A 12,786-nucleotide genomic window follows, 5' to 3' on the forward strand; every position below is an offset into this window, starting at 1 on the left:
GCTGGACGAACGGAATCTGCCGCCCGCGCGCGGCCCCCGGTCTTCCTTCGCTCGAACCGCCCCCGATGACGTCGTTCTCCCGCTGAGCCGCCCGCGGTTGTCGAGCTTGCCCGGCCGCGCGGGTGCTCGCGCATGCGGCCAGCGGCGGCGATCGGCGCACCTGAGCGCATACCGCCTGCGCGGCAGGGCCGAGCGCGAGAATTCGTCAGCCATCTCTAAAGGACCCGGGGGCTGACTCGGATCGTATGATCTCCTCGGGGAGGAGGACGACGACGGGCTCGCCGTCCTGTTCGGCGTCGAGTTCTATCGACTCGACCTCAGGTACCGGCATCGGTTCCAGGGTCCTCGCCACCGGCGAGTGCGGCTTTTTCTACTATATCGGGCCCCTGCACCGCGAGCACCACGACGACCTCGAGGTGAAGGAGTGGCTGGGTCCTGGCGTGACCGACAAGGATCTGGCCCTCCTCGAGTCGCTGTCGGCCGGCGTGTACGTGGAAGGCAAGGCGACGAAGGCGGCGGTGACAAAGGTCTTCCGGTGGAGCTTCGTCTCCCAGGATTTCTGCCATCCAGGGTTCGACGAGGGCGCTGGCGAGGGCTCGGGCGCCACGTTTCGTGTGGGCTCCGGCGCGACCAGGCGGCCAGCGCGCGGCGGCGACTACCCCGCCAGCGCCTCCGTCAGCTTCCAGAGCCGCTCCTGCGCGGCCTCGTCGAGCGCCGCCGCCGCCGCCGGCTTGATGCGGCTCTTCTCGAAGTACTCTCCCGTCACCCCGGCGAGATCCGGCGCGGTGGCGACGTGCAGCGAGCACGCCGCGCCCAGCTCGGGCGTGAGCATGAACAGGCTGAGGATCTTCAGGACGAGCTTCGGGTAATCGCGCGAGAGCTCCGTCGCGACCACGCCCGGATGGACCGCGTTGACCGTGACGCCGGTGCCCTCGAGCCGCCGCGAGAGCGCCCTGGTGAAGAGCACGTTCGCGAGCTTCGACTGGCAGTAGGCCGCAAACGCGCTGTACTTCCGCCGCTCGAACTGCAGATCGTCCCAGCCCATCTGCCCGCGGTAGTGCACAGCCGACGACAGGACCACGATCCGCGACGGCGCGCTCCGCTTCAGCAGCGGCAGGAGCTCCTGCGTGAGCAGCGACGTGCCCACGTGGTTCACCCCGAACGTCGCCTCGAGCCCATCCTTCGTCGTGCTGCGCGAGCGCGGCCACACCCCCGCGTTGTTCACCAGGACATCGAGTCGATCGTGCTTCGCGCGGAGCTCCTCTCCGAAGGCCCGGACACTCGCCTTGCTCCCGAGATCCAGCGCGATCACCGCCACGTCCCCGCGGCCGGTGGTGCGCGCGATGTCGTCGCGCGCGGCCTCGCCCTTGTTCACGTCGCGGCACGCCAGCACCACCGTCGCGCCACGCTGCGCCAGCCCACGCGCCGTCTCCTTGCCGATACCCGTGTTGCCGCCGGTGACGACGCAGATCTTCCCGTTCATGCCGCTCTCTTTCTCAGGTTCTGGTGGCCAGCGCAAGGCCGACCGCCCGATTGACCCTCACGCCGCCGGGCGGGTAAACCCCGGAGCGCCTGCCAGAACGCCCATCAAGGCGAGCGCTTCAGGCGCGGCGCTCGCCGGCCATCGGCTCGCTGTCGGCGAGCAGCCGCTTGAGCGTGGCGAGATCGACGGGCTTCACGAGATGCTCGTTGAACCCGGCTCCGCGCGCCCTCTCGCGGTCGCCCTGCTGCCCGTAGCCGGTGAGCGCGATCAGATAGACGTTCTCGTGCTGGCGCTTCTCGCGCACGCGGCGCGCGAACTCGAGGCCGTCGATCCCGGGCAGCCCGATGTCCACGATGGCGACGTGCGGGAGCACCTCGTCCATGAGCTCGATCCCCGAGATCCCGTGGTCCGTCGAATGGCACTCGAACCCGGCGCGCGCCAGGAGCGCGCAGAGCGCCTCGCGGCTGTCGGCGTTGTCCTCCACGACGACGATCCGCGATCCCCTCGGGAACTTCTCGAGGTGCGAGCCGCGCGTCGCCTCCTTCTCGGACGTCCGCTCGGTGATCGGCAGCCGCACCTCGAACTCGCTGCCTTTGCCCTCCCCGTCGCTGCGCGCGCTCACGGTGCCGCCGTGCTTCTCGACGAGGCCCCGGACGAGCGTGAGCCCCACGCCGAGCCCTCCTGCCGACCGGTCCAGGGTGCGGCTCGATTGCACGAAGAGCTCGAACACGGTGTCGATCATCTCCTTCGGGATCCCGACGCCGTCGTCCTTCACACGGACCACGGCGTGCCCGTCCACGCGCCTGGCCTCCAGGGTGACATGACCGCCCCGCGACGTGTACTTTGCGGCGTTGTTCAGCAGGTTCACGTGGACCTGCTGGAGCCGCGCCGGGTCGCCCTCGACCCAGATCGGCTCGGGATCGACGAGCGCCGTGAAATCGACGCCGCGCGTGTCCATGAGGTTCCTGACCGCGTCGGCGGCGTCCTTCACCACGGCGCCGAGGTCGAGCACGCGCTTTCGGAGCTCGATCTTGTTCTGCGTGACGCGGCTCGCCTCCAGCAGATCGTCGAGCAGCCGCGCCATCTGCGCCGACTGACGCTCGAGGATCTGGAAGACCTTCTCGTCGAGCCCGGACGCGCCGTTCGACGCGGCGCAATCTTCCTTGAGCAGCGCCGTGGCGTGGACGATCGCGCCGAGGGGGTTGCGGAGCTCGTGCGACAGCATGGCGAGGAACTCGTCTCGCCTTCGTACGGCGTCCTTGATCTGCTCCTCCGACCGCCTCTGCGCGGTGACGCTCCTGAAGATCCCGATGATGCCCACGATGCGGTGCGCGGCATCGATGAGCGGGAGCCGCGTGACGAGGTCCCACTCCACGCCGCCATCCTGCCCCAAGCGCCTCTCCAGCTTGTAATGCTGCGCCTCGCCGGTCCGCAGCACCACCTCGTCCTGCTGGTGAACGGCGAGCGCCGTCCGGTGCCCCGGCAGCTCGAAGCCGGTCTTGCCCGCGGCCTCGCGCGGATCCGAGAGGCCGAGGCGCTCGGCCATGGCGTGGTTCGTGCGAATGAACCGGCCGCGCGCGTCCTTGAAGTAGATCGCGTCGGGCACGCTGCCGAGCAGGCTATTCAGGAGATAGCGCTCGTGGAAGAGCGCGTCCTCCGCCGCTTTCAGGCCGCTCACGTCGATGAGCGTGAGCACGACCCCCGCGACGGTGCCCTTGGCGCGGTAGGGGAGGATGCGGAGAAAGAACGAGCGATTGTGCCGATCGCGCAGCTCGCGCTCCACGCGCTCCCCCGTCGCGAGCACGCGCTTGAGATCCTCGGTGAGCTCCGGGTGGTCGACCGCGTACGTGAACGTCTCGATCGGCCTGCCCACGTCCTGCAAGAGCAGGTTGAAGCTCTCCGCGATCTGCGGCGTGAACTTCCTGATCTTGAGCTCCTTGTCGAGGAAGATGGTGCCGATGTCCGTGCTCGACAGGAGGTTCTCCATGTCGTTTCCGAGCTCGGTGAGATCGGCGATCTTCCGCTGGTACTCCGCGTTCACCGAGTAGAGCTCCTCGTTGACGCTCTGGAGCTCCTCGTTCGTGCTCTGCAGCTCCTCGTTGGAGGCGAGGAGCTCCTCGTTCGCCGCCTGCAGCTCCTCGTTGCTCGCCTCGAGCTGCTCGGTCGTCGCCTGCAAGGTCTGCTTCGTGTAACCGAGCTCCGCCTCGAGCGCGCCGAGCTGCTCGCGCGAGACGTCGTCCAGGTCGATCTCCTTCTCCGGGATCGCCGCCCGCCGCGGCGCCCCCTCGATCGCGTCGAAGGTGATCAGGACGTGGGGCAAGGTACCTCGTCGGCTCTCGGCCCGGCGCATCGTGATCTTGTAGACGCCGCCCTCCGCTTGCACCCCCTTGAACACGATCGCCGTGCGCTCCTTGATGACGCGCTGCAGGCCCCCCGTCAGCACCATCTTGAGGTCGCAATCCAGCATCTCGAAGGCGTCGAGCCCCTGTCTGCCATCCTTGACCTTCAGGAACCGGCTCGCGCCGCCGAACGCGTGGACGAGCTCGCCGGCGTCGTTGACGAGCAGGCTCGGAGGCATGAACTCGTCGAGCAGCGCGTCGTAGGTCCCGAGCAAGTGCGACACCGGGTGGCGCGCGACGGGCGCGTTGATCCCCGAGCGCGGGGCGCTCTGGCCCTTCGGCGACGCCGGCTGAAAGCGGGGCTCGACCTGCATCCGCCGGTCGCTGTACTTCCGGTAGATCCGCCATTGCTTGTCGACGATCTCGAAGTCGTGCGCGAGGTGCCCCGGGGTCTCGCTGGGCCCGAGGAGGACCACGCCCCCGCGGTTCAGCGCGAAGTGAAAGAGGCTCAGGACCTTCTGCTGCGCCGCCGGCTGGAGGTAGATGAGCATGTTACGGCAGCTGATGAAGTCGACGCGCGTGAACGGCGCGTCCTTGATCACGTTGTGGTGCGCGAAGACGACCGCCTGGCGCAGATCGGGGACGATCTGGTAGCTGCGCCCGCGCCGGATGAAGTGCCGGTCGAGGCGCTCGGGCGAGACGTTCACCACCGCCTCTTCCTCGTAGAGCCCGCGCGTCGCGACCTCGAGCGATCCGTGGTGCACGTCGGTCGCGAAGATCTTGAACGGGCGGTGGCCGCTCCGGGACGTGAGCTCGTGGAGGAGGATGGCGAGCGAATAGACCTCTTCGCCCGTCGCGCAGCCGGCGACCCACACGCGGAACGGCGCGTCGCGCGGCCCCGCGCGCAGGAGCTCGGGGAGCACCTCCTGCTCGAGGATGTCGAACGCCTCCTCGTTCCGGAAGAAGCGCGTCACGCCGATGAGGAGGTCACGGTAGAGGACGTCGAGCTCGCTCGACTCGCTCTTCAGGCGCTTGATGTACTGTTCGATATCGTCCGTGTGCGCGAGCTGGATTCGTCGCTCGATGCGCCGGGTGACCGTGCTCGGTTTGTAGTGCGTGAAGTCGATGCCGAACTGCTCCTCGAGCATCGTGTAGACCGCGCTCATCCCCTGATCGACGCCGGCCGCGCTCCGCTCCGGCCGGCGCCCCTCGGACCTCACGTGCTCGAGGAGGACGCGCGGCATGTCCTGGGGAGGCAGGACGCAGTCGGCCACGCCGGCGTCACGCGCGGTCTTCGGCATCCCATCGAACTGCGCGCTGTCGACGTCCTGCACGACGACCAGGCCGCCCGCCTCGTGGACCGCGCGGATCCCCCGTGAGCCATCGCTCCCACCCCCGGAGAGGACCACGGCGATCGCCCGCGGGCCGCAGTCCTGCGCGAGGGATCGAAAGAACACGTCGATCGGCAGCGCGAGCTCCTGGTCGCGGTCCCGCTCGCTGAGGAGGAGGCGGTCGCCGGAGATGATCATCTCCTTCTTCGGCGGGATCAGATAGATGTGGTCGGGCTCGACCAGCATGCCATTCTCGACGAGGTGAATGGGCAGCTCGGTGCGGCGCCCGAGGATCTCGTCCATCAGGCTCTTGAAGTCCGGCGACAGGTGCTGGACCACGACGAAGGCCATCCCGCTCTCCTTCGGGATGTTGTCGAAGAAGTGCTCGAGCGCCTCGAGCCCCCCCGCCGAGGCGCCGATCCCCACCACGTAAGGCGCCACGGCGGGTCGGGCTGCGCGGGGTCTCGTCGTCATGGGGTCGCGCACATCGCGTTCGGTCGACATAGCCGACCTCAACGGCAGCAAGCATGCCCAGGCTGTGACCGCTCTCAAATGGCCTTCACCGGGGCCAGATCCTCGGAATTTGGGCGACCAATGGGCGTCCGACGTGTGACAAAATGTCACGCTGTGCGCCACCTGTGGTGGTCTTGCGGAGTCGATGTCCGACACGAGCGAGGAACTGACGGCCGCGCGCCACGTCACGCCGCCGGGCGGGCACCTCGCAGCTCCGCCGGACCTCCAGGAACAGCGCTCGTCGCGAGCGTTGACACGGCGAGCGCGCGCCGCGAGCATCGTGCGCTCCAGCCATGCGTCGACCTTCGCTCTCTGTGTGTCTCGTGGTGTCGGCGCTCGCGTACGGCGGCCCCGGCTGCGGTGATGACCAGCTCTGCGCCCCGGGCGCGCGCTCCGTGTGCTTCCTCCCCGACGGGGCGCTCGGCGCGCAGCAATGCAACGAGGATGGCACCGCGTTCGGCGCCTGCGGCAGCGCGCCGGGGGGGCGCGGGAGCGGGTGCGGCCACCTGAGCGAGGCCTGCTGTCCCGCGCTCCCGGCCGAGCTCCGGGCGAGCTGCGACGCGGCGGCGGCGGCGGCAAACGACGCCGCGTGCGACGACTATGCCGGCAGCGCCAGCGCGGCCGGGTTCTGCGGCGGCGGCGCCGCGCCGGACGGCGTCCCCTACGGCCCGGGCTGCGCCGGCCTGCTGAACGACTGCTGTGCGTCGTTGCCCGCGCAGCTCGAGTCCGCCTGTCACGCCACCGGATTCCGCGGCAATGAGGGGCTCTGCCATGGCTTCCTCGAGCGGGACGCCCAGGCGAGCGGCTTCTGCGAGGGGGCCGATCACGCGGCCGAGAGCTGCAGCTACCTCGCCGACCGATGCTGCCCCTCGCTCCCTGGAGGAGCGCGCGAGCGCTGCGAGGAGCTCGCCGCCGAGGCGGACACGGACCTCTGCGTGGACTACCTGAGCGGCGCCGCGGACGCGGGCCGCTGCCCCACGCTCGGCGGCGGCGAGCCGCCCTCGGCGGCCGCGTGCGACGCGCTGCTCGAGACCTGCTGCGGCACGCTCGAGCCCACGCTCGCCCACGAGTGCGATCTGAGCGCGCTCTCCGGGAGCCGCGCGCGCTGCGAGGCGTTCGAGGGCGCCGCCCGGGCCGCCGGCCTGTGCCTCGGCGACGGCGGCGGCGGCGCGGGCGGCGGCTGCGGCGACACGTCGAGCGACGTGGACAACTGCGGCTTCTGCGGGAACGTGTGCGGCGACCAGCACGCCGTCCCCTCCTGCGCGGCCGGGGCGTGCTCGCTCGCCTGCGACCTCGGCTTCGGCGACTGCGATCGCGACGCCGCGACCGGCTGCGAGGTCGATTTCGAGAGCGACGTCGACAACTGCGGCGGCTGCGGCGAGGCCTGCAGCGACAGGAACGCCTCGGCCGCCTGCGAGGCGGGCGCGTGCGTGCTCGCGTGCGATGCGGGCTTTGCCGACTGCGACGGCGCGCCCTCGACGGGCTGCGAGGTCGAGCTCGCCGCCGACCCGTTCCACTGCGGCGCCTGCGGCAACAGCTGCTCCGGCGGCGCCTGCGAGGACGGGACGTGCGGCCCCGGCGCGCTCCAGCTCGCCTCGGGCCTCGCGGTCCCCTCCGCGCTCGCGGTCGACGCCACCTCCGTTTACGTCGTCGGCTTCCAGCCCGCCGGCGGCATCGCCGTCCGCGTCGACAAGGCGTCCGGCGCGACGACCTGCCTCGCCACCGGCGCGACGCCGGGCGCCGCGGCGTGCGGGAGCGAGCGCTTCGAGGGCATCGCCCTGACGGGCGCCGGCGCGTTCGTCACCGGCTCCACCGGCGTGCTCCGGTTCCCGCCCTCCGGCGCCGCGGCCACGGTCACCGCGAGCGTGCCCGACCCGTGGGCCGTCGTCAGCGACGGCGCCGCGGTCTGGTTCACGTCGCTCTCCCAGGGCGGCCTGTACCGCGCCGAGGCGCTCTTCGCCGGGCAGCTCGCCGCCGAGATCAGCGGCGCCGCCCGCGAGGTGGGCGGCGCGCTCGCCGCCGACGCCGATCACCTCTACTGGACCTGGTCGGACGGCACCGTCATGAAGCTCCGCAAGGACGGCTCCGAGCGGCGTCAGATCGCGTCGGCGCAGGATTTCGAGCGCACAAACCTGACGCCGCAGTACCTCGCGGCCGACGCCGCGCACCTCTTCTGGAGCACGCCGAGCGGCTATCTCTTCCGGCTCGACAAGGACGGCGCCGGGCTCGTGGCGCTCGCCGACGGACAGCCCGGTCCGGCGGGGATCGCGGTGGATCCCGAGGGCGGCGGGGCCCTCTACTGGGTCAACCGCCTCGGCTCGGTGCGCAAGGTGTCCAAGGCGGGCGGCGACGTGGACACGCTCGCCGTGGGGCAGGTCGGCGCGATCGCGATCGCCGTGGACGAGGCGTTCGTCTACTGGGCGACCCAGGCGGGCGACCTGCGGAGGATCGCCAAATGAGCCCCGTTCATCGACCCGCCCGTCGCTCGCTCGCGCGTCTGTGCGGCGCGACCGCCCTCCTGCTCGTGGGCGGAGGGCTGCTCGGCGTGGGCTGCAGTCAGGAGCCGCCGGCGGGCGCCATGGCGCCGCCGCCGCTCGGGCCGCAGGCCGACAGCGACGCGTGCGAGTGCGCCGCGGGCTTCTATTACAACAACGAGCCGATCCCGCCCGAGGAGACCCGCTGCGACGCCTTCGTGTGCGGGCGCGACCTCATCGCCTATCAGTGCCTCGACGGCGACACCGCCGCCGACACGTGGCGGAGCTATCCCGAGAACCGGTGCGGCGAGCTCGCGTGTACGGCCAACGGGACGTTCTGCGGCGAGGACGTGGTCAACGGCGAGCCGGCCGCGCTCTACGAGTGTCCCGGCGCGGGGCAGATCCCGCTCTCGTGGCGCATCTGCCCGGGCGGCTGCGAGGACGGCGCCTGCACCGGCGCGGCGAGCGGCGAGTGCCCGTGCCCGAGCCCGCCCATCCCGGGGGGCGATCGCATCCCGCCCCGCTGCGGGATGACCCTCTGCTTTCCCACGGGCGTCGGCAACGCCGGCGCGAGGCAGGTGTGCTCGGCCGAGGGCTGGCGCAGCCTCGGGCTCTCATGCAATCAGCCGCGAGGCGCCTGCCCGGCGTGCCGCGGCGTGCAGGACAGCTCCGGCCGCGAGGTCACGATCACGGCCTGCGGCGAGGAGGTGTGCGGTCTCGGCGTCGGGAACCGCAGCCGCTGGGTGTGCGGGGAGGAAGGCTGGATCGACCTCAACCTCCCCTGCGATCCCGGCAAGTCGACGGGAGAGGCGGGCGCGGAGCTCGGCCGATGTCCGGTGGAGTTCCGCGACAACGATGGCCAGTGGAAGGGCGTCGAGCCGGGCCAGACCTTCTGCGGAGATCAGGTGTTCGGCGGCCGCGCCAACAAGGACCTCGCCATCAACGCGGGCGAGCGGGACCTCCGCATCCATGGCCGGGCGGATCATCTCTATTCCTGCCCGGGCCCCGGCGCGCGCCCCGTGCCTTACCACGACTGCGGCGCGCGGGACGGGAGCGGCGCGTGCATGCCTGTACGGGAGATCCCGCCCGTGCGCTACCGTGAAGTGACGGGCTTCCAGTCCGCCGCGAACGCGCCGAAGCTCCGCGACTGGGACCGCTGCGACGAGTCGTGCCCGCCGGTGAGCCGCCCGTGCCCACCGGAGGACGCGTCGTGCAAGCCGGCGCGCGACCTCAAGTACTTCCACATCCCCGGTGGGAACAACGGGTACAACGATTGTCAGCATCTCTTCTGCGGCCAGCACGAGATCACCGGTCGCGTCGGGACCCTCTATCGCTGCGCCTACGAGTTCGGTGCCTCGACCACGTGCCCGCCCTCGGCGGGGGACACGGCGGCGGTCGTGGGGCGCCCCGTCCCGTACGAGGAGTGCCCGAGCGGCTGCGGGCTCAGGGATCCCGGGAGCAACAGCGACCGGTGCGACGGGCAGTCGGAGCAGCAGCCGTTCGGCATGCCGGATCCCACGCCCACGCCGAGCATCACGTCGGAGTGCGATCCGACCGTCGACTACCAGGGGAACCCGGTGCCCGCGCGCTCGCTCCGCCTGGGCTCGCAGATCTGCGGCCCGGGCGGGCAGGTGCTCGCGTGCGACGAGCGCCGGCTGAACCGCCCTGACGGCTGGCGCGCCACGGGGATCTCCTGCGGCACCTCCTGCGGCGTCTGCAGCCCCGACCCGTACGGCGCGCAGACCCCCGTCTGCGCGTACTTCGCCAGCGCGGAGGGCCTCACGTGCGATGACGCGAGCTTCGAGCAGCACTGGAACCCATGCTTGAACGGCAACCGGAACGTCACGGAGAACGACCCGGCGTACTGCGGGCACAACCTCGCCGGCCGCGCCGCGGGCGACCCCAACATGCTGTATTTCTGCAAAGCGTACTGCACGCGCGTCGAGGGCGGGAAGACCGTCACGAAGCCGTGTGACGGCACCGAGGGCGATGGCCGGGGCGGGCGCTCATGGGACCGCGAATACCGCTTCGAGCGCTCGGTGTACTGCGCGTTCGGTTGCCAGAAGAACGACCCGGAGAGCGACGAATGCAAGCGGCCCGGGGGCGACAAGCGGATGGCTCCCCTCCGTGACAGCCGCGTGATCCGGGGGTTCGGCGTCGTGGCCGAGGACTACGGCGGCCGCCACCTCGGCGAGGATCTCGTCATCTCGGGCGGCACGGCGGGCGCGGAGGTGCATCCAGTGGCCAACGGCAGGCTCCTCTGGAAGGGCATCAACAGGTCGCAATACCTCGGCGTGGCGCTTGTGGAGCACCCGCCCAAGGACGAGACCGGAGAGCGCTACTGCTCCTTCTATGGCCACCTCGACGTCGACGGGCTGGGGCTGGACCTCGTGGCGCGACAGGAGGTGACGACCGACGACGTGCTCGGGAAGGTGGTGCGCTGGAACGATATCCCTCGCCTACACAACCTCAACTTCGCCGAGAAGTGGGTGGAGTGCCCGACGTCCTCGAACGATTTCGACTGTGATCTCGTCGTCGGGCCGCGGGACAACTCGCACCTGCACTACGCGGTGCTCTCCGACGAGCAGTGCAAGCTCTTCACCGGCAGCCTGGGCGCGCCGTACGGTTACGACGAGTGCAAGACGCCCGACAAGGACGCCGTCGCCCTCACCGCGATGAAGGCGGCAGACGACTGCACGGCGCCGATGTCGGGGGCGACGACGGAGGGGTACATCTCGCCGACGTGGTTCCTCGAAGCGCCGCCCCGGTGAGCGGCGCTCTCCGCGGCGGTCGACCGCCGCTCCCTCAGGGCTTGCCGAGGAAGTCCATCTTGCCGATGTCGAGCCCGTTGTGGCGCAAGATCGCGTAGGCGGTCGTCACGTGGAAGAAGAAATTGGGCAGGACGAAGTACAGCAGGTAGGCCTGGCCCTTGAACTTCAGCGGCTGATCGCGCGTGGGGATCGTGATCTCGCGGTCCTCGGAGCCGTCGATCTGCTCGGGCCGCAGGCTGTTCAGGAACTCGATCGTCTTGGTGATGCGGGCCTGCAGTTCGTCGAAGCTCGCCTCTTTGTCCTCGTACTTCGGCGCGTCGATGGCCGCCAGCCGCGCCCCACAGCCCTTGATCGTGTCGCTGGCGATCTGCACCTGGCGCGTGAGCGAGAGCATGTCCGGGGCGAGGCGCGCGTCGAGCAGGACGCGCGGCTCGATCTTCCTCGCCTCGGCGTACGCGGCGGCCTTCTTGAGGATCGCGGACAGGTTGCCGAACGTCCTCACGAACACGGGGATCGAAGCCTGATACATCGAGATCGCCATCTTCATCTCCTTGCTGTCACACGGTGCGGAAAGCGCGGCCCCGGGTACGTCACGGGGAGCGCGGTGCGGGAGCACCGCCGGCGGGGACGCGCGCAGGCGCCAACCTTGTGGTCGCCCCGCGGCCTAGGCAAGCGCTCCGCCGCACAGAAATCACCTGTGCCTTCCCGGGCGCTCCAGCGCCGCCCTCGTCCGCCGGAAACCACGTACTCCGGCGCCGAGAGCGCGCCACGCAGGCGCTCCGCCGCGCGGAAAACCTGTGAAGTAATGTAAAAACTCTTGACGAACCGGGGTTCCGGTCTTCTTGCAGACCCAGGCTCGGGCGAGCGCAGCCGCGCGCCGGTTCCACACGTCGTGAAAGGATCCTTGTCGGTAGAAGCCAGGCCACGCCGCTCGCCCTCTCGCCTGCGCGCGCCCTCCGCCGTGGCCCTCGGTCCTGCGGAGTGGAGCCGCTCGAGGATCAGCGATCCCTGGACGGCGCCGAGGCGGCCTTGAACGGCGCTGTCGACGGGCGACGCGGGCAGCGGCGTCGAGCGCTCCCGAGGAGCGCGCGGCGGTGCTCCTCGACGGCCGCGCCGGCGGTGCGCTATAGGAGACGGTCATGCGGAATCATCTTGTTATCTGCTTGATCTCGGCGGCGTTCGCGGCCGCGTGCGGCTCCACGACGACCGATCCCGATCCGACCGGGAGCGGCGGGTCGGCCGCCAGCTCGACGAGCGCCAGCTCGACGAGCGCCAGCTCGACGAGCGCCAGCTCGGCCACCGGGACGTCGTGCGTGCCCGGCTCGACGATGCAGTGCACCTGCCACGCCGTCAGCGCGCCGGGCGTCGCGACGTGCTTCCCCGACGGCAGCGCCTACGGGGCGTGCATGGGCGAGGACGGCAGCGACTGCACCTGTCCTCCGGGGCGCGGCGACGGTTGCTGTCTGGGCGACGGCCTCTGCTGCGCGTGCGTGCAAGGCTGCGATCCGAGCACGGATCCGCTGCAGGATCCGGAGACGGACGCGCTCATCGACTGCGTGTGCGCGGCGGGCGTGTGCGCGGACGAGTGCGAGGCGGAGTGCGCCGGCGGGGGCATCAGGGCGAACTGCGCGCCCTGCGTGCAGCAGGCGGGGATGGACGCGTGCAAGGCGCAGTACGAGGCCTGCGGCGGGACGTGAGCCCCGCGGCGCGGCGCTCGCGGGGCGCCGCGCCCGCATCGCGCTCGGTTCGATGCTCTCCAGTCCATTCTCGCGCTCGACGAGGCGCGCGGCAGGTCGTGTATCGACCTGGATCCCCGCGGCGCTGCACATGCCGCCTGGGGGGACATCTTCGAGAAAGACGAGCGCGGTCGGCGAT

Annotated in this window: 7 protein-coding genes; 3 read left to right on the forward strand and 4 right to left on the reverse strand. The window is 70.8% G+C overall.

Annotation, left to right across the window (positions count from 1 at the left end):
* Positions 1-205: 205 nt before the first annotated feature.
* The 3 genes from WMF28_RS31300 to WMF28_RS31310 form a co-directional block, all read right to left on the reverse strand.
* Positions 206-331 carry a hypothetical protein gene (locus tag WMF28_RS31300; protein ID WP_437597051.1) on the reverse strand — a complete coding sequence of 42 codons (126 nt, stop codon included), beginning with the start codon at positions 329-331 and terminating at the stop codon, positions 206-208.
* Between the two features lie 324 nt (positions 332-655).
* Positions 656-1,483 carry an SDR family oxidoreductase gene (locus WMF28_RS31305; protein WP_437597052.1) on the reverse strand — a complete coding sequence of 276 codons (828 nt, stop codon included), beginning with the start codon at positions 1,481-1,483 and terminating at the stop codon, positions 656-658.
* Between the two features lie 118 nt (positions 1,484-1,601).
* Positions 1,602-5,627, reverse strand: a complete 4,026-nt coding sequence (locus tag WMF28_RS31310; protein ID WP_437597053.1) for a chemotaxis protein CheB — start codon at positions 5,625-5,627, stop codon at positions 1,602-1,604.
* Between the two features lie 332 nt (positions 5,628-5,959).
* Between WMF28_RS31310 and WMF28_RS31315 the strand changes: the two genes are divergently transcribed.
* Positions 5,960-8,125, forward strand: coding sequence for a hypothetical protein (locus WMF28_RS31315; RefSeq protein ID WP_437597054.1), 2,166 nt, complete (start codon positions 5,960-5,962; stop codon positions 8,123-8,125).
* Complete coding sequence (locus WMF28_RS31320; protein ID WP_437597055.1) at positions 8,122-10,911, forward strand: hypothetical protein; 2,790 nt, start codon at positions 8,122-8,124, stop codon at positions 10,909-10,911. The genes WMF28_RS31315 and WMF28_RS31320 overlap by 4 nt, the downstream gene beginning before the upstream one ends.
* 34 nt (positions 10,912-10,945) lie before the next feature.
* On the opposite strand, the gene WMF28_RS31325 is transcribed toward WMF28_RS31320, so the two are convergent.
* Positions 10,946-11,452: a DUF1993 domain-containing protein gene (locus WMF28_RS31325; protein ID WP_437597056.1), complete on the reverse strand. Its 507-nt coding sequence runs from the start codon at positions 11,450-11,452 to the stop codon at positions 10,946-10,948.
* A 598-nt stretch (positions 11,453-12,050) separates the two neighbouring features.
* Between WMF28_RS31325 and WMF28_RS31330 the strand changes: the two genes are divergently transcribed.
* Positions 12,051-12,608: a hypothetical protein gene (locus WMF28_RS31330; RefSeq protein ID WP_437597057.1), complete on the forward strand. Its 558-nt coding sequence runs from the start codon at positions 12,051-12,053 to the stop codon at positions 12,606-12,608.
* The last annotated feature ends 178 nt before the right edge of the window (positions 12,609-12,786 follow it).

The sequence above is a fragment of the Sorangium sp. So ce590 genome (assembly GCF_051521365.1).
Taxonomy (GTDB): domain Bacteria; phylum Myxococcota_A; class Polyangia; order Polyangiales; family Polyangiaceae; genus Sorangium.